We start from the raw sequence: 15753 nt of genomic DNA on the forward strand, positions 1-15753 counted from the left end.
CCCGCGCAGCCCTCGGCTCCCGCCCCGGTGCACCCCGCCCCGGAGGGATCGTTCTCGTCCCGCCGCGACCGCCGCGAAGCGGAGGGGCACCGGCTCCGCACCGCGCCCGCCCGCCGCGGAGCCTCCTTCTTCCGCCCGTCCCCGCGCACGCTGGCGCTCGCCGTCTCCGGCGGGCTCGTCGTCGTGGCCGTCGCGTCGAGCCTGAGCCTCACCGTCGGCACCGGCTCCTCGGCCGAGTCGGCCACCGCGACGCCGTCCGCTGCTCCGACCTCGACCAGCGTCGCCGTGCTCCCTGCGACGACCGCCTCCGCCCGGGTCGTCCTCAGCTCCGTCTCCACCACCTCCGGCACCGTCGCCGGCGGCACGAGCGTGACGCTCGAGGGATCGAACCTGGACTCGGTCGCCACCGTGCGCTTCGGCGAGGCCGAGGGCAGCGTCGCGGTCGACAACCCCGACCAGATCACGGTCACCGCCCCTCCGGCCGACGGAGAGGCAGCGGGCGAGGTCCCGGTCGCCTTCTTCGACGCCGACGGTCAGGCCATCACGTTCGACGCGGTCACCGACTCCGCCGCGGCGGTCACCGTCGACGGGACCCCGGCCGACGCGGTGCAGCCGGCCGTCGACACGTCGGGCGCCGCGGAGGGCACGACGGCCGAGGCCTCGACCGACCTCGCCGCCCCGACCGCGACCGCCACTCCCAGCCCCGCCGCGACCGGCGTGCTCGCCAGCACGAAGGTCGTCGCCTCGGCGATCACCTTCGCCTACACGCCCGACCCGGCGATCGAGGCCGCGAAGGCCCAGGCCGCGCTGGACGCGAGCCGCCTGGCCTCGCAGCTCGACTACCTCTCCACCTACTGGAACGACTACAACTCGGCCCAGTACGGCGTGATCTCGGGCAACGACTGCGTCAATTTCACCTCGCAGTCCCTGATCGCCCGCGGCTGGGAGATGGACGGCGAGTGGAGCTACTCCTCCTCCGGCGGCTACAGCTCCGCCTGGGCGTCGTCGACAGCGTTCAACGCCTACCTCGCCGCGCACCCCGAGCGCGCGACCGCCATCCCCGACTCCGAGCGGAGCCGGGTGAAGCCGGGCGACATCGTCCAGTTCGACTGGGACGGCTCGGGCGACTGGGACCACACGGGCGTCGTGACCAGCGTCGACGGCGACAGGATCCTCTACTCCTCGCACACCGCCGACAACCACGACCAGAGCATCGACGCGGCCTCCGCCGGCCGGATCATGTTCTGGGGCGTCTGACGCTCGACGCACCCGCTCCACGCACGACGACGGGGCCGCCACCGCTGATGCGGTGACGGCCCCGTCGAGGTTCCGGTCAGATCACTTCTTGAAGACGTCCTTGACGTCCTCGCCGACCTTCTTGGTGTGGGCCTTGGTCTGGTCGGCCTGGCCCTCGGCCTCGAGGCGCTCGTTGTCCGTCAGCTTGCCGACGGCCTCCTTGGCCTTGCCGACCAGGTTCTCGGCTGCGTTGCGGATCTTGTCGTCTGCACCCATGAGGGGCTCCTTCTGTTCGGTGTGACCATCCGCCGGCGGGTGCCGGGGAAGCTGCGGGACCGGGGTCAGGCGACCCGGTCCTCCTTGGAGAAGCCGGCCCGGGCGCTCGAGGCGACCTCGAGCAGGACCGGCAGGCGGGCGCCGAGCAGGGCGTCGAGCGCGTCGACCTCCTGGTGCACGGCGTCGACCACGGTGCGGGGCGAGACGCCGCCGCGGGGGAGGACGCGCACCTTCAGCGCCGTCTCGGAGCCGTGGCGGTAGGCCGCGACCGTGACGTCGAGGAGCTCCGTCCGGCCCGCGAGGGCCGTCTCGAGGACGTCCTCCGCGAAGCCGGTCGCGATCTCGATCCCTCCGGCGGGCGCGCCCTCGGCCTCGTCGCGGAGGACGGTGCCGGTGCGGCCGTGACCGTGGGCGAAGGCCATCACCAGCGCGAGGACGATGCCGAGGAGGCAGATCCCGACGACGGCGTAGAGCGGCCAGAGGACGGCGGCATCGCTCCAGGCGGTGCCCTCCTCGGGGGAGAGGCGCGACACCAGGGCCGCGCCCTCGCCGTCGGCGAAGGAGAGGACGGAGTCGCGGACCGGCTGCGAGACGGCGATCAGGACGGCTCCGGCGCTGACCAGCGCGAGCACGAGGCCCACGACGAGCAGGACGAGCCGGTTGACGAAGCGGTTGCTCGTGGTCATCAGATCCTCCCGGAGGTCGAGACGCGGACGGTGGAGCGCGGGGCCGGCTTCGCGCCGATGCGGGCGAGCTCCTCGTCGACGGCGCTCTGCACGGCGTCGCGGTCGACCGCGATGCCGGAGGCGGGGGTCACCTCGACCAGTGCGGTGCGCCGGCCGAGCGAGGCGCGGGTGTCCTCGCGGCGTGAGTGGGCGGCCGTGCGGGCTGCGCGGGCCAGGGAGGAGGCGATCACGCCGTCGTCCACGACCACGGCGAGGCGGTCGTCGTCCACGGTGTGGCGGGCCCGGGCCCCGGGCGCCAGTGCGAGCACCAGAAGGACCAGAGCGAGGACGCCCGCGCCGACGGCCACGCCGATGAGGGCGGGGTTCGCCAGCGACGCGACTCCGACGATCGCGCCCAGCAGGGCGGACGGTGCGGCGAGCAGGGGCGCGGCGCCGAGGATCGCGAGCACCGCCTCCGTGCCGACGTAGGCCGCGACCAGGGCGATGAGCACCAGGACGACGATCTGCGCGGCGGAGCGGGACTTGTGGGTCTCGCGACGGAGGTAGCGGCTGTAACGGGTGTCGGGCGCCGACGGTGCGGGGCTCATGCGACTCTCCTCGTGCTTCGGGTGCGGGTGCCCGTGACCCGGATGTCGATCCGGCTGACGGTGCGCCCGGTCAGCGCCTCCATGCGGGAGGCGATGCGGGTGCGGTCGCCGTGCAGGCGCTCGAGCAGGGAGCCGCCGGCCGGGGCGGTGCCCGGCTCGACGACGACCGGCGCGGTCACCGCGAGGGCGAGACCGCCCCTGTCGTCGGAGAGGCGGACGCGGATCGCGGAGACCTCCACGCCCAGCTCCTCGTGGACGATCGCCACGGCGGCGCGCTCGATGGAGCGGACGGTGATGGTGACGGTGCCCGCCACCGGCGATGCGGGACGCGTGTCGAGAGCGGTCACAGTGGGCTCCTAGCGAGAGGTGGTGCGGCCGCGGAACACGTCCACGAGGCTGCGCACGTCGAGGGTGCCGTCGGCGATGCGGGCGATCACGACGCCGAGGGCCATGAAGAGGGCGGTGAGGACGAAGCCCCAGAAGCCGAACATCAGGGCCGCGAAGGCGAGGATCGCGCCGACCACGACACCGAGGACGGTGCTGCGGCCGCCGGGGGCGGTGGGCGCGGGGCGCTGGAAGTCGCTCATCGGACGCGGCTCTCGGTGGCCTCGTCGTCCTTGTCGTCGCCGGGGATGTGCACGTCGACGACGGCGACGTTGATCTCGGAGACGGCCATGCCGACCAGCTCGGTGATGGCCTCGGAGACGGCGGCGCGGACGGAGTCGGCGACCTTCTGCATCGGCACGGGGTACTCGACGACGATGGTCACGTCGGCCGCGACCTGGGTCTCGCCGACCTCGACGCTCACGCCCTGGGCGTGGTCGGCACCGCCGACGGCCTGGCGGATCGCGCCGAAGGCACGGGCGGCGTTGTTTCCGAGGGCGAAGACGCCGGGCACCTGGCGGGCCGCGATGCCGGCGACCTTGGCCACGACGCTGTCGTCGATGACCGTGGTGCCCTGGGCGGTGCCGGAGGTCCGGGAGCCGCCGAGGCTCGTGACCGTGTCGACGGAGGTCTTGTCGACGCGGGTGGTGGAGGGGGTGCGCGTGGTGTCGCTCATGAGGTCTCCTGGACGTCTCATCGGCTGCCGTTGCTGAGCAGACCGGGGTCGAAGGCCCGTCGGAAATCCGGTCGGGCTGTGCTTTCATGAGTGAGACGGAGCCCGGACGGCGTTCGTCACGGTGCTCGGTGGACTTTTTCCTGAGCGTCACCTGAGAGGCGGCCCGAGGCCGCGTGAGCGGAGAGGGAGGAGGCGCCGTGCCCGGACTGGAAGCGGCGAGCGACGCGCTGCTCGCCGAGCGCTCCGCCGAGGGCGACGTGCGCGCCTTCGAGGTGCTCGTCAAGCGGCACCAGTCCATCCTCCGCGCCTACGCCTGGCGCCTCACCGGCTCGCAGGCCGACGCCTCCGACGCCGTGCAGAACGCGCTGATCACGGTCTGGGCGCAGCTCCCGCAGCTCAAGGAGCCGGCGAGCGTGCGCAGCTGGATGATGCGGATCGTCAGCCGCTCCAGCGTCGACCTGCTGCGCCAGCGCCGCCCGACCGACGACGTCGACGCCGTGGAGCATCCCCCGGCCCGAGAGCCCGGCCCGTTCGAGGCCGCCGAGCAGAGCGACGCCATGCGGGCTCTCGCGCACGCCCTGTCCGAGCTGCCGGAGTCGCAGCGGCAGTGCTGGGTGCTGCGCGAGGTCGGCGGGGAGTCGTACAACGAGATCGCCGATCACCTCGGTCTCACGGTGACCGCCGTGCGGGGCAAGCTCGCGCGCGCGCGCGAGTCGCTGGTCGTGGCGATGGAGGACTGGCGATGAGGGAGCAGACGCGATGAACGCGGACCAGGGTCCCGGCGACGGGCCGGAGCGCGCGGGGGAGCACGACGTCGTGCTGCCGCCCGCGCTCGAGCAGGAGGCGGACGCGACGGAGCAGGAGGGCGACGGCATCGGCATCGACGAGCTGAGCGACTACCTCGACCGCGGGCGCACTCCGTACGACCCCGCCATCGAGGAGTCGCCGGAGCACCGGCGCACTCTGCGCGCCCTCGAGCGCGTGCGCGCCCTCTCCGGCGCGCTCATCGACGACGACGCCGCACGCCTGCCCGCGCCGGAGGAGAGCTGGTTCGGCTCGATCCTCACCCAGGTGCGCCGCGAGTCGCGGGCCGGACGCGACATCCCGCTGGCGAGCGTCCAGCCCGACGTGGCGCTCACGATCACCGAGGGAGCGGTCCGCGGACTCGTGCGCGAGGCGGGCGACAGCGTCGCCGGCGTGCTGGTCGGCCGCTGCCGCCTGGTCGGCGACATCGCCGAGCCGGGCGCGGAGGTCGTGGTGGAGCTGACGATCTCGGTCTTCTGGGGGGTGCCGATCGCCGAGGCGGCCCAGCAGGTGCGCGAGCGCGTGCACTCGCGGCTGCTGACCCAGACCGAGCTGCGGGTGTCGAGGATCGACGTCCGCGTGGAGGACGTCTACGTCCCCGGGACGGAGGAGTCGTGAGCGGCCTCGAGGCGGCGGCCCCGGTCGATCCGGCGTCCGCGCTCGCTGCGGAGCTGCGCGCCCTGGAGGGCGTCGCGACCCTGATGCCGGCCAGGCCCGAGGTGCGCGACGTGCTCGCGCACGCGGCGACGGCGCTGAGCGCGACCGGGATCGTGGTCGAGCCGCTGGGCACCGCGAGCGGCGGCACGTTCGCCGATCCGGTCCTCGTCCGCGTCGCGGGGGACGAGGTGTCCGTGGCCGTCGATCTCTGCGTGACCGCGGAGGCGTCCGCGCCGGACGTGGCGCGCGCGATCGGAGCCGCGGTGCGCGAGTGGTGCGTCCGGGTGCATCCGGAGCTGCGGCCGCGGGTGACCGTCCGGGTCGCCGCGATCGACTAGCCGGATCCGCTAGCGGGCGCGGCTCTCCGCCGGGCGGGACGCCCCGCCGCGAGGAGCGGAGCCGGGCCGGGCGCTCTCGTGCTTCTTCGGAGTGCACCGTGCCGACCGGAGCGACGGTGCTCCGGGCCGCCCGGGGTCGGTGTCCGCTCCGTCCTCCTTGAGGAGCTTCCCCCTCAGGCGCGCTCGGCGAGGAACGCGTCCGTCTCGGCCGCCGTCGGCGCGGACACCGCCGCTCCGGCGCGGGTGACCGAGATCGCCGCGGCCGCGCTCGCCCAGCGGGTGAGGGCGACCAGCTGCTCCGGATCGTCGAGCCGTGCTCCCGTGGCGGCGAGCCGGGCCGAGAAGGCGCCGCAGAAGGTGTCCCCGGCGCCGGTGGTGTCCACGGCCTCCACCCGGAAGGCCGGGGTGCGCACCGGCTCGCGGTCGCGGACCGCCACGACGACGCCGTCGGAGCCGAGGGTGACCAGCACGAGCGGCACCAGCGCGGTGAGGGCAGCGGCGAGCGCGTCGTCGTCGGCGGCGGTGATGCCGCGATCGGCGGCGAGATCGCGGGCCTCGTGCTCGTTGACGATCAGCACGTCGAGCACCGCCAGGAGCTCCTCCGGCAGCGGTCCGATCGGGGCGGCGTTCAGGATCGACACCGTGCCGCCGGCGCGCGCGGCGCGGGCCGCCTCCGTCACCGTCGCTGTCGGGATCTCGAGCTGGAGGAGCAGGGCGTCGGCCGCCGCCACCAGGGCCGACTCCTCGGCGGTCAATCCGACCAGGGCGGCGTTCGCTCCGGAGTCGACGACGATCGCGTTCTCCCCGCGCTCGTCCACGGTGATCTGCGCGGTGCCGGTGCGGACGTCGCCGCGGCGGGCGCGCAGCTCCAGCGGCTCCTCGCCGAGGACCGCGGCGAGCCGGTCTCCCGCCGAGTCGCGTCCGAGGCTCGTGACGAAGACGGTGCCGGGCTCGGTCCGTGCGGCCGCGACGGCCTGGTTGAGGCCCTTGCCGCCCGGGAAGGTGCTCGCGTCGAGGGCGAGCACCGTCTCTCCGGGAGCGGGGATGCGGGCGACCCGGTGGACGTGGTCGAGGTTGGCGCTTCCGAGCACGAGGAGGGGCATGCCCTCGACGTTAGAGCACGCGCAAGGGGGTCCGCCGCGGGCTCGGCCGCACCTACGGTGGAGGCATGGAAACTCGAATCCTCGGACGCACCGGCGCCCCCGTCTCCGTCGTCGGCCTCGGAACCTGGCAGCTCGGTGCCGACTGGGGGGATGTCGCCGAGACCGACGCCCTCGCCGTGCTCGACGCAGCGGTGGAGTCGGGGGTGACCCTCTTCGACACCGCCGACGTCTACGGCGACGGCCGCAGCGAGCGGACGATCGGCGCCTACCGCGCGGCGCACCCCGACGCGCAGGTCTTCGTCGCCACCAAGATGGGCCGTCGCGCGGAGCAGATCCCCGCCAACTACGTGCTCGACAACTTCCGCGCCTGGACCGACCGCTCGCGCGCCAACCTCGGCGTCGACACCCTCGATCTGGTGCAGCTGCACTGCCCGCCCACCTCCGTCTACTCCGACGACGCCGTCTACGACGCCCTCGACACCCTCGTCGCCGAGGGCGCGATCGCCGCCTACGGCGTCTCGGTCGAGCGCACGGAGGAGGCGCTGACCGCCATCGCCCGCCCGAACGTCGCGAGCGTCCAGATCATCCTGAACGCGTTCCGCCTCAAGCCGCTCGACGAGGTGCTGCCCGCCGCCCGCGAGGCCGGCGTCGGCATCCTCGCGCGCGTCCCGCTCGCCTCGGGCCTGCTCAGCGGCCGCTACACGACCGAGACCGTGTTCGCGCCGGAGGACCACCGCAGCTACAACCGCGACGGCTCCGCCTTCGACGTCGGCGAGACCTTCTCGGGCGTCGACTTCGCGACCGGCGTGGAGGCCGCGCAGGAGTTCTCCCGCCTCGCCGACGACCACGGCCTCGCCCCCGCGGCGGCCGCACTCGCCTGGATCATCCAGCAGGAGGGCGTCACCTCGGTGATCCCCGGCGCCCGCTCGCCCGAGCAGGCCCGCGCCAACGCGGCCGCCGCCTCCGCCGCGCCCCTCGGCCCCGCCTGCATGGAGGCCGTGAACGCCCTCTACGACACCCACTTCCGCCCCACCGTCCACCCGCGCTGGTAGCCGGCCCTTTCCTCACCGCCGCTGAGTCGCCCGAGAAGGCTCGTCCTCCTGGGCGGGAACGAGCCTTCTCGGGCGACTGAGCGCAGCGCCTAGGAGTTCAGCGCCGCGTCCACGATCGTGCGCGCCTCGGCCTGGACCTCGTGCAGGTGGTCGAGGCCGCGGAAGCTCTCGGCGTAGATCTTGTAGACGTCCTCGGTGCCGGAGGGGCGCGCGGCGAACCAGGCGTCCTCCGTGACGACCTTGACGCCTCCGACGGCCGCGCCGTTGCCGGGCGCCTTCGAGAGCTTCGCGGTGATCTCGGACCCTGCGAGGGTCGTCGCCGCGATCGCGTCGCCGTCCAGCTTGCCGAGGGCCGCCTTCTGCGCCTTCGTCGCCACCGCGTCCACGCGCTCGTAGACCGGGTCGCCGAAGCGCTCGGTCAGCTCGCGGTAGAGCGCCGACGGGCTCTTCCCGGTGACCGCCACGATCTCGGAGGCGAGCAGCGCGAGGAGGATGCCGTCCTTGTCGGTGGTCCAGACGGTGCCGTCGAAGCGGAGGAACGAGGCGCCCGCGGACTCCTCGCCCCCGAAGCCGACCGAGCCGTCGACCAGCCCGGGGACGAACCACTTGAAGCCCACCGGGACCTCCCAGAGGCGCCGGCCCAGCGACTCCGCGACCCGGTCGATGATCGAGGAGGAGACCAGCGTCTTGCCGATCGCCGCGTCCTCGCGCCAGCCGGTGCGGTGGCGGTAGAGGTAGTCGATCGCGACGGCCAGGTAGTGGTTGGGGTTCATCAGCCCGCCGTCGGGGGTGACGATGCCGTGCCGGTCCGCGTCGGCGTCGTTGCCGGTGAGGATGTCGAAGTCGCCGGCGCGCGCGACCACCGAGGCCATCGCGCTGGGGGAGGACGGGTCCATCCGGATCTTGCCGTCCCAGTCGAGGGTCATGAAGCCCCAGGCCGGGTCGACCTCCCCGTTCACCACGGTCAGGTCGAGGCCGTGCATCTCGGCGATCAGCTGCCAGTAGTGCACGGAGGCGCCGCCGAGGGGGTCGGCCCCGATCCGCACGCCGGCCTTCCGGATCGCGTCGAGGTCGATGATGTTCGCCAGGTCCGCGACGTAGTGCGTGCGGTAGTCGTAGGTCTCGACCGCGGAGGGCTCGGCCGAGGTCACGCCGCGGTTGCCGTCGGCGATGAGCTCGTTGGCCCGGTCGGCGATCCAGGTCGTCGCGTCGGAGTCGGCGGGGCCGCCGTGCGGCGGGTTGTACTTGAAGCCGCCGTCGCGGGGCGGGTTGTGCGAGGGGGTGACCACGATGCCGTCGGCCCGGTCGGTGTGCGCGGGGTCGTTGTTGTAGCGGAGGATCGCGTGGCTGAGCGCCGGGGTCGGCACGAAGTCGTCGAACTCGTCCACGAGCACGCGGACCTGGTTGCCCACCAGGACCTCGAGGGCGGTGGTGAGGGCCGGGCGGGAGAGCCCGTGCGTGTCGGCGCCGATGAACAGCGGGCCGGTGATGCCCTGCTCCGTCCGGTACTCGACGATCGCCTGGGTGACGGCGGCGATGTGGTCCTCGTTGAAGGCCGTGTCGAACGAGGATCCGCGGTGGCCCGAGGTTCCGAACACCACCTTCTGAGCCGGGTCGGAGACGTCCGGCTTCTTCTCGTAGTACGCCCTCACGAGGGCCTCGACGTCGATGAGATCGGAGGCCTGTGCCGGCTTCCCTGCGCGATCGGTCATGCGGTCCATAGTGGCAGTTCGGCCCCCTCCAGGGGTACCGCGGCTGGCTAGGCTTGCGCCATGCCCGACAGCGCCCCCGAGACCCGTGCCTACAGCTATCTCGGGCCCAGCGGCACGTTCACGGAGGCGGCCCTCGCGCAGGTCCCGGAGGCGCGCGGACAGCTGTGGCGCAGCGTCGCGAACGTGGGGGAGGCGCTGAGCGATCTGGTCACCGGCCGCAGCGACGGCGCGGTGATCGCGATCGAGAACTCGGTCGAGGGCGGAGTGACGGCCGCGCAGGACGCGCTGGCGCGGATCCCGGGGCTGCGCATCGTCGGCGAGTACCTGGTGCCGGTGTCGTTCATCCTGGTCGGCCGCCCGGGGACGAGCCTCGAGGAGGTGCGCACCGTCGCCGCGCACCCCGTCGCCTACGGACAGTGCCGGGTGTGGCTCGACCGCGAGATCCCCAGCCACGAGCACCTGCCGGCCTCCAGCAACGTCCAGGCCACCGTCGACCTGCTGGGCGGATCGCCCGCGGACGCGGCCATCGCCCCTCCCGGGATCGTCGCCCACCACGACGTCGCGGTGCTGGCGGAGCGGATCGGCGACAACCCGAACGCCGTCACGCGCTTCGTGCACGTCTCGCGCTCGCACGCGCTGCCCGAGCCGACCGGCGCCGACAAGACCAGCGTGATCGCCGAGCTCCCGGCCGACCAGCCGGGCGCCCTGCTCGACATGCTCGAGCAGTTCGCGACCCGCGGGGTGAACCTGAGCATGATCCAGTCGCGGCCGATCGGCGACGCCCTCGGCCGGTACCGGTTCGTCATCGACCTCGACGGGCACGTCCAGGACGAGCGGGTCGCCGACGCGCTGATGGGGCTGCGGCGCTTCAGCCCGAAGGTGATCTTCCTCGGCTCGTATCCGCGCGCTGACCGCCGCCCGGTCACCTCCGTGCGACGCTACGACGACGAGGTGTTCCTCGAGGCCCGCGACTGGCTGCGCGGGATCCTCTCCCACGAGCCGGAGGTCGACGATGACCGGGGACGACGATGACCGGGGACGACGATGACGGGTCGCGACGATGACTGACGACGACGAACGGGTCGACCCGCGCTACGACCCGGCCTTCCAGCGCGGGTTCTCGGGACCGGTGGAGCGTCTGAGAGGCGACGAGCGGGCGTTCGCCAGGCCCGGCACGGGTGCCGCCCCCGGCGCTTCCGCCGCCACGTCCGGAGCCGCCGCTCGTCCCGCGCCCCCGGAGTCGCGCGTGGTCCGCCCCGGCTCCTCGTCCGTGCCGGGACCGCGCCGCATCATGGCCCTGCCCGACATCGCCGGAGCCGCCGAGGGCCGGCGGTCGCACCGCCTCGGCGCCGAGACCGCGCCCGCACCCCTGCCGGAGCCGGCCGCCGACCCCGCTCCCGCACCTCCCGCCGAGCCCGTGCGCGAGGCGCCCCTGCTGCGGAACCCGTGGCTCCTCGTGCTCCTGCTCGCCGGCCTCGCGGGGACCCTGATCGGCCTCGCGCTCCTCTACACCGGCTACTCCTCGCCGCCTCCGCCCTACTACGGCGACTCCGACGTGCCCTCGCCCGCGTGGATCCAGCGGCAGCTCCTCTACTACTCCTGCATCCCCCTGCTGGGCTGCCTGCCGGCGTCGCTGCTGCTGGCGGTCGGAGTGGCCGCGCTGCGGTGGCGCGGCGTCGTCGTGCGGCCCCGCGCCGAGGAGCCGCGCGAGTCCGCGCAGCTCCTCGAGGCCGAGGCTCAGACTCCGGACGCGCCGAAGAGCAGGCCGAGGAGGTAGGTCACCAGTGCCGCGCCGTAGCCGATCCCGAGCTGGCGCAGCGCCCGGGCCAGCGGCGGGGCGCCTGAGAGCAGCCCGACGACCGCGCCGGTGGCGAGCAGGGCGATGCCCACGAGCACGCAGGCGACGACCACCGCGGCGAGCCCCGTCAGGCCGAGCAGGTAGGGCAGCACCGGGATGATCGCGCCCGAGGCGAAGAAGCAGAAGCTCGACAGCGCCGCGCCCATGCCCGTGCCGATCGACTCGTGCTCGTCGACGTCGGGGTCTCCTGCGGGACCGCCCAGCGTGATGGGGGAGGTGACGGCGCCGCCGCGCAGGCCCGTGAAGACGGAGGCGGCACGCGCGTCGGCCTGCTCCTGGGTCATCCCGCGAGCGCGGTAGACCAGGGCGAGCTCGTTCGCGTCGACGTCCAGATCGGGGACGATGCGGTTCGCGTCGAGGTCCGGGCTGGAGGCCGAGAGCAGCTCGCGCTGCGAGCGCACCGAGACGAACTCGCCCGCGCCCATCGAGAGGGCGCCGGCGAGCAGGCCCGCGATGCCCGTGAACAGGACGACGCCCGTCCCGACTCCGCTCGCCCCCACTCCGAGCACGAGGGCGAGGTTCGAGACCAGGCCGTCGTTCGCTCCGAAGACCGCCGCGCGGAACGTCCCGGAGAGGCGGTTGCGACCGCGCTCGGCGAGCCCGCGGACGACCTCGCCGTGGATCCGCTCGTCGGCGGCCATCGCCTCGGTGGCGTCGTCGTCGTCGGCGTAGGGGGAGCGGGCCTCGGCGCGCTGGATCAGGGCGAGGACGAACACGGAGCCGAAACGGCGGGTGAGGAAGCCGAGGAAGCGCGTGCGGAGGTCCGGTCGGGGCGCGGGCTCCGCCGCGGAGCCGAGCAGCTCGCGCCAGTGCTCCTCGTGGCGTCCCTCGGCCACGGCGAGCGCGAGCAGGATCTCCCGCTCCTCGCCGGAGCGGCGGCCGGCGAGGTCGCGGTACACGGAGGCCTCGGCGAGCTCGTCGGCGAGGTAGCGGCGCCAGCGGCGCACCTGGTCGGGACTGGGGGTGGGGGCGGTGGTCGCCATGCGATCTCCTGGCTCAGGTCCGCCGACCCGCGCGAGAGGACCGGTCAGGACGTGCGTCGACTGACCGAAGGTCTCGTTCGCCCCGGCCGGAGCCGGGGTGGAGCGCCGGGCCCGGATCGTCCCGGACCAGCATGTCGACGCGCCTCGTCGTCCGCTCGGCGGACGGTGGGAACTACTCCCCTTCGCGGGGACCACCGTAGCCGAGATCGGAGGAGAACGCCCGGCCGATCCGCGGGCCGTCGGGCGGACGTCCGCCCGGCCCGGAGCCGGAGCGTCGTCGAGGACGCTTGCGCCGGGTCAGAGCGAGGCGGTCGCCCGGGCGGCGCGGCGGGCCTGGCGCTCGTGCTCGGCGTCCAGGAGCGTGCGCGTGGCGGGGACCGCCAGGAACTCGACCAGGGTGTCCGTCTCCTCGACGATGCGCTCGGCGCGGTCGAGCGGGTCGGTGCGCAGGAGGCGGCGGGCGGCGGACGCGACGTGCGCCGGCTTCGCCGCCAGGGCGCGCAGGCGCTCGTCGACGCGGCCGGCGAGGTCGGCGCGCGGCACGACCTCGGTCACGAGCTGCCACTCCAGCGCCTCGGACGCGCGGACCGGGCGGCCGGACAGCACGAAGTCCAGCGCGCGGCGGCGGCCGACGACGCGGGGGAGCGCGGCGGTGACTCCGACGTCCGGGACGAGCCCGACGTCGCCGTACGCGCTGAGGAAGAGGGCGGCGGGAGTCGCTATCACGATGTCGGCGGCCAGAGCGAAGGCGATGCCGGCGCCGGCGACCATGCCGTCGATCGCGCAGACGACGACGGCGCGGCTGTCCTCGAGCAGGCGGATGACCTGGGCGGTCGTGGTCGCGACGTCGCGCAGGTAGTGGTCCGGGTGCTCGGACCCCATGATCGCCGAGATGTCGCCGCCCGTGCAGAACGCGCGGCCGGCCGCGGCGATCACGATGACGGAGCAGCCGGCGTCGGCGTCGAGGTCGGCGACGGTGCTCAGCAGCAGTCGCGCGGTGCCGAGGTCGATCGCGTTGAGGGCGTCGGGGCGGTTGAGGGTGATCCGGGCGACGGAGCCGTCGCGCTCGAGGACGACGCCGGGGGTCGCGTCGATGAGGGGGGTGGCGTGCATGGAAGAGCCTTCAGGGGAGCAGGGGTGTCGAACGCGGGGGGACGTTCTCGGGGGACGACTCAGATTCGCAGCCGTCCGCGCGATCGGATGCCTCCTCGCGGCCGATGCTCAGCCGGCCCCGGGGGTACGCGCGGGCGGCGGCCCGTCCCGGCCCTCCTCTACACTGCTGGGGTGATTGATCCCGTACTTCTGCGCGAGAACCCGGACGTCCTGAAGCGCTCGCAGGAGGCGCGCGGCGACTCCGTCGAGCTGGTCGACGAGGCGCTCGAGGCCGACCGCGTGCGCCGTGCGGCGATCACCGAGGCGGAGCGGCTCCGAGCCGAGCAGAACGCCTTCGGCAAGACCGTCGCCAAGGCTCCGAAGGACGAGAAGGCGGCGCTCGTCGCCGAGGCCCAGCGCCTCGCCGCCGCCGCCAAGCAGGCACAGCAGGAGGCGTCCGAGGCCGACGACGCCTTCACCGTGCTGGTGAAGCGCATCGCCAACCCGATCATCGAGGGCGTCCCCGCGGGCGGCGAGGAGTCGTTCGAGCTCGTCAGGACGGTCGGCGAGCGCCCCGTCTTCGACTTCGCCCCGCGCGACCACCTCGAGCTCGGCGAGCTGCTGGACGGCATCGACATGCAGCGCGGCGCGAAGGTCAGCGGCGCGCGCTTCTACTTCCTCAAGGGCCTGGTCGCCCGCCTCGAGATCGCCCTGATGAACCTGGGCCTCGAGAAGGCGCTCGCCGCCGGCTTCACCCCGCTGATCACGCCCACCCTCGTGCGCCCCGAGATCATGGACGGCACCGGCTTCCTCGGCGAGCACGACGACGAGGTGTACCGCCTCCGCGACGACGACCTCTACCTCACCGGCACCAGCGAGGTCGCCCTCGCCGGCTACCACGCCGACGAGATCCTCGACCTCTCCGGCGGCGCGAAGCGCTACGCGGGCTGGAGCACCTGCTACCGCCGCGAGGCGGGCTCGGGCGGACGGGACACCCGCGGCATCATCCGCGTGCACCAGTTCAGCAAGCTCGAGATGTTCGTCTACACCCTCCCCGAGGACGCCGAGGCGGAGCACGCGCGCCTCCTCTCGTACCAGGAGGACGTCCTGCAGAGCCTCGGCCTGCACTACCGCGTCATCGACACGGCAGCCGGCGACCTCGGCCAGAGCGCGGCGCGCAAGTTCGACGTGGAGGCGTGGGTCCCCACGCAGGAGACCTACCGCGAGCTGACCTCGACCTCGAACTGCACCACGTTCCAGGCCCGCCGCCTCGACACCCGCTACCGCACCGAGTCGGGGAAGACGGCTCCGGTCGCCACCCTCAACGGCACGCTCGCGACCACCCGCTGGATCGTCGCCCTCCTCGAGACCCACCAGCGGGCGGACGGCTCGGTGCTCGTCCCCGAGGCGCTGCGGCCCCACCTCGGCGGCCTCGAGGTGCTCGAGCCCGTCGCATGAGCGCGGCCCGCGCCTCCGGCCGCCGCCTCGTCGCCCTCGACATCGACGGCACCGTCATGCACGAGGACGGCACCATCACCCGCGCGGTGACGGACGCGATCACCCGCGTGGCCGCCCAGGGCGACGAGGTGATGCTCGCCACCGGGCGCTCGCCCTCCTCCACCCTGCCGGTCGTCGAGCGCCTCGGGATCTCGCCCGAGTACGTGATCTGCTGCAACGGAGCGGTCACGCTCCGCCGCGACGCGTCCGGTGCGTACGTCCCCGAGACGGTCGAGACCTTCGACCCGACGGAGGTCCTCGAGACCATCCGCCGCTCCCTCCCCGACGCGCACTACGCCGTCGAGGACGCGGACGGCGCCTTCTTCTACACCGAGGCGTTCCCGGGCGGTGCCGTGATGGGTGCCGAGACGACCCACGTCCCCTTCGAGGAGCTGCTCGGCCGGCTGTGCACCCGCGTCGTCGTGATCTCGCCCGAGACCGGGATCGAGGAGTTCACCTCGCTGGTCGAGGAGATGGGCCTGCACCAGGTCAGCTACGCGATCGGCTGGACCGCCTGGCTCGACATCGCCCCGCACGGCGTCAACAAGTCCACCGCGCTCGAGGTCGTCCGCGAGGAGCTGGGCATCGAGCGGAGCGACGTGGTCGCGCTGGGCGACGGCCGCAACGACATCGAGATGCTCACCTGGGCCGCCGCCGAGGGCGCAGGGCTCGCGATGGGGCAGGCGCCCGACGAGGTGCGGGCCGTGGCCTCCGCCGTGATCCCCTCGGTTCACCAGGACGGCGTGGCGGTCGCGCTCTCGGCGCTGCGCTGACCACGGTCCCGCGCGCTCGGCGGTTACTATCGGGTGTCG

19 protein-coding genes are annotated in these 15753 nt (G+C 73.8%); 9 read left to right on the plus strand and 10 right to left on the minus strand.

The window, feature by feature from the left end; all coding sequences use genetic code 11:
• On the plus strand, positions 1-1257 hold a 1257-nt coding region (locus C5C53_RS13225), incomplete at its 5' end, for an amidase domain-containing protein (protein ID WP_104267749.1).
• Positions 1258-1338: 81 nt separating this feature from the next.
• Here the strand turns inward: C5C53_RS13225 and C5C53_RS13230 are convergent.
• From C5C53_RS13230 to C5C53_RS13255, 6 genes are all read right to left on the minus strand, one after another.
• Positions 1339-1512 (minus strand): CsbD family protein, encoded by a 174-nt coding sequence (locus tag C5C53_RS13230; RefSeq protein WP_104226788.1) that lies wholly within the window; start codon positions 1510-1512, stop codon positions 1339-1341.
• 65 nt (positions 1513-1577) lie between these two features.
• Positions 1578-2198 carry a hypothetical protein gene (locus C5C53_RS13235; RefSeq protein WP_104224951.1) on the minus strand — a complete coding sequence of 207 codons (621 nt, stop codon included), beginning with the start codon at positions 2196-2198 and terminating at the stop codon, positions 1578-1580.
• The gene (locus tag C5C53_RS13240) at positions 2198-2785 is read right to left on the minus strand and encodes a DUF6286 domain-containing protein (RefSeq protein WP_104226787.1); all 588 of its coding nucleotides are present in this window, start codon (positions 2783-2785) and stop codon (positions 2198-2200) included. Before C5C53_RS13240 ends, C5C53_RS13235 begins: the two co-directional genes overlap by 1 nt.
• Positions 2782-3132 carry a hypothetical protein gene (locus tag C5C53_RS13245; protein WP_104224953.1) on the minus strand — a complete coding sequence of 117 codons (351 nt, stop codon included), beginning with the start codon at positions 3130-3132 and terminating at the stop codon, positions 2782-2784. Before C5C53_RS13245 ends, C5C53_RS13240 begins: the two co-directional genes overlap by 4 nt.
• A gap of 9 nt (positions 3133-3141) precedes the next feature.
• Entirely contained in the window at positions 3142-3372 is a 231-nt protein-coding gene (locus C5C53_RS13250; protein WP_104224954.1) for a DUF2273 domain-containing protein, read from the minus strand.
• Positions 3369-3845, minus strand: coding sequence for an Asp23/Gls24 family envelope stress response protein (locus tag C5C53_RS13255; RefSeq protein WP_104226785.1), 477 nt, complete (start codon positions 3843-3845; stop codon positions 3369-3371). Before C5C53_RS13255 ends, C5C53_RS13250 begins: the two co-directional genes overlap by 4 nt.
• Positions 3846-4042: 197 nt before the next feature.
• Between C5C53_RS13255 and C5C53_RS13260 the strand changes: the two genes are divergently transcribed.
• Genes C5C53_RS13260 through C5C53_RS13270 form a run of 3 tightly spaced genes read left to right on the plus strand, consistent with a single transcriptional unit; the run spans position 4043 to position 5644 of the window.
• Entirely contained in the window at positions 4043-4591 is a 549-nt protein-coding gene (locus C5C53_RS13260) for an RNA polymerase sigma factor (RefSeq protein WP_104224956.1), read from the plus strand.
• Between the two features lie 13 nt (positions 4592-4604).
• Positions 4605-5267: an Asp23/Gls24 family envelope stress response protein gene (locus C5C53_RS13265; protein WP_104233947.1), complete on the plus strand. Its 663-nt coding sequence runs from the start codon at positions 4605-4607 to the stop codon at positions 5265-5267.
• Positions 5264-5644, plus strand: coding sequence for a hypothetical protein (locus C5C53_RS13270; protein ID WP_104267750.1), 381 nt, complete (start codon positions 5264-5266; stop codon positions 5642-5644). Before C5C53_RS13265 ends, C5C53_RS13270 begins: the two co-directional genes overlap by 4 nt.
• A 173-nt stretch (positions 5645-5817) precedes the next feature.
• Here C5C53_RS13270 and C5C53_RS13275 read toward each other — a convergent pair whose 3' ends face one another.
• The gene (locus tag C5C53_RS13275; RefSeq protein ID WP_104233945.1) at positions 5818-6747 is read right to left on the minus strand and encodes a ribokinase; all 930 of its coding nucleotides are present in this window, start codon (positions 6745-6747) and stop codon (positions 5818-5820) included.
• A 65-nt stretch (positions 6748-6812) separates the two neighbouring features.
• On the opposite strand from C5C53_RS13275, the gene C5C53_RS13280 reads away from it, so the two are divergent.
• A complete protein-coding gene (locus C5C53_RS13280; protein ID WP_104267751.1) occupies positions 6813-7799 on the plus strand; it encodes an aldo/keto reductase in 987 nt (328 codons plus the stop codon).
• A gap of 89 nt (positions 7800-7888) precedes the next feature.
• On the opposite strand, the gene pgm is transcribed toward C5C53_RS13280, so the two are convergent.
• Complete coding sequence (gene pgm, locus C5C53_RS13285; RefSeq protein ID WP_104226793.1) at positions 7889-9511, minus strand: phosphoglucomutase (alpha-D-glucose-1,6-bisphosphate-dependent); 1623 nt, start codon at positions 9509-9511, stop codon at positions 7889-7891.
• Between the two features lie 60 nt (positions 9512-9571).
• On the opposite strand from pgm, the gene pheA reads away from it, so the two are divergent.
• Both pheA and C5C53_RS13295 read left to right on the plus strand, forming a co-directional pair.
• Positions 9572-10543, plus strand: coding sequence for a prephenate dehydratase (gene pheA, locus C5C53_RS13290; protein WP_104247578.1), 972 nt, complete (start codon positions 9572-9574; stop codon positions 10541-10543).
• Positions 10544-10571: 28 nt separating this feature from the next.
• On the plus strand, positions 10572-11288 hold the full coding sequence (locus C5C53_RS13295) for a hypothetical protein (protein WP_104267752.1): 717 nt from the start codon (positions 10572-10574) through the stop codon (positions 11286-11288).
• Here the strand turns inward: C5C53_RS13295 and C5C53_RS13300 are convergent.
• Both C5C53_RS13300 and C5C53_RS13305 read right to left on the minus strand, forming a co-directional pair.
• Positions 11249-12352 (minus strand): VIT1/CCC1 family protein, encoded by a 1104-nt coding sequence (locus tag C5C53_RS13300; protein WP_104267753.1) that lies wholly within the window; start codon positions 12350-12352, stop codon positions 11249-11251. The genes C5C53_RS13295 and C5C53_RS13300 overlap by 40 nt on opposite strands.
• Positions 12353-12649: 297 nt before the next feature.
• A complete protein-coding gene (locus tag C5C53_RS13305) occupies positions 12650-13465 on the minus strand; it encodes an enoyl-CoA hydratase/isomerase family protein (protein WP_104267754.1) in 816 nt (271 codons plus the stop codon).
• Between the two features lie 171 nt (positions 13466-13636).
• Between C5C53_RS13305 and serS the strand changes: the two genes are divergently transcribed.
• On the plus strand, positions 13637-14902 hold the full coding sequence (serS, locus tag C5C53_RS13310) for a serine--tRNA ligase (RefSeq protein ID WP_104224965.1): 1266 nt from the start codon (positions 13637-13639) through the stop codon (positions 14900-14902).
• Positions 14899-15714, plus strand: coding sequence for an HAD family hydrolase (locus C5C53_RS13315; protein WP_104247582.1), 816 nt, complete (start codon positions 14899-14901; stop codon positions 15712-15714). Before serS ends, C5C53_RS13315 begins: the two co-directional genes overlap by 4 nt.
• Positions 15715-15753: the final 39 nt, after the last annotated feature.

It is taken from the genome of Rathayibacter sp. AY1E3 (genome assembly GCF_002932235.1).
Lineage (GTDB): Bacteria > Actinomycetota > Actinomycetes > Actinomycetales > Microbacteriaceae > Rathayibacter.

Coding starts and splice junctions, on each gene's coding strand:
- C5C53_RS13275 (WP_104233945.1), bottom strand. CDS start 6,747: ATGCCCCTCCTCGTGCTCGGAAGCGCCAACCTCGACCACGTCCACCGG.
- C5C53_RS13300 (WP_104267753.1), bottom strand. CDS start 12,352: ATGGCGACCACCGCCCCCACCCCCAGTCCCGACCAGGTGCGCCGCTGG.
- C5C53_RS13235 (WP_104224951.1), bottom strand. CDS start 2,198: ATGACCACGAGCAACCGCTTCGTCAACCGGCTCGTCCTGCTCGTCGTG.
- C5C53_RS13240 (WP_104226787.1), bottom strand. CDS start 2,785: ATGAGCCCCGCACCGTCGGCGCCCGACACCCGTTACAGCCGCTACCTC.
- pheA (WP_104247578.1), top strand. CDS start 9,572: ATGCCCGACAGCGCCCCCGAGACCCGTGCCTACAGCTATCTCGGGCCC.
- C5C53_RS13295 (WP_104267752.1), top strand. CDS start 10,572: ATGACTGACGACGACGAACGGGTCGACCCGCGCTACGACCCGGCCTTC.
- C5C53_RS13230 (WP_104226788.1), bottom strand. CDS start 1,512: ATGGGTGCAGACGACAAGATCCGCAACGCAGCCGAGAACCTGGTCGGC.
- C5C53_RS13265 (WP_104233947.1), top strand. CDS start 4,605: ATGAACGCGGACCAGGGTCCCGGCGACGGGCCGGAGCGCGCGGGGGAG.
- C5C53_RS13255 (WP_104226785.1), bottom strand. CDS start 3,845: ATGAGCGACACCACGCGCACCCCCTCCACCACCCGCGTCGACAAGACC.
- C5C53_RS13305 (WP_104267754.1), bottom strand. CDS start 13,465: ATGCACGCCACCCCCCTCATCGACGCGACCCCCGGCGTCGTCCTCGAG.
- pgm (WP_104226793.1), bottom strand. CDS start 9,511: ATGACCGATCGCGCAGGGAAGCCGGCACAGGCCTCCGATCTCATCGAC.
- C5C53_RS13250 (WP_104224954.1), bottom strand. CDS start 3,372: ATGAGCGACTTCCAGCGCCCCGCGCCCACCGCCCCCGGCGGCCGCAGC.
- C5C53_RS13280 (WP_104267751.1), top strand. CDS start 6,813: ATGGAAACTCGAATCCTCGGACGCACCGGCGCCCCCGTCTCCGTCGTC.
- C5C53_RS13315 (WP_104247582.1), top strand. CDS start 14,899: ATGAGCGCGGCCCGCGCCTCCGGCCGCCGCCTCGTCGCCCTCGACATC.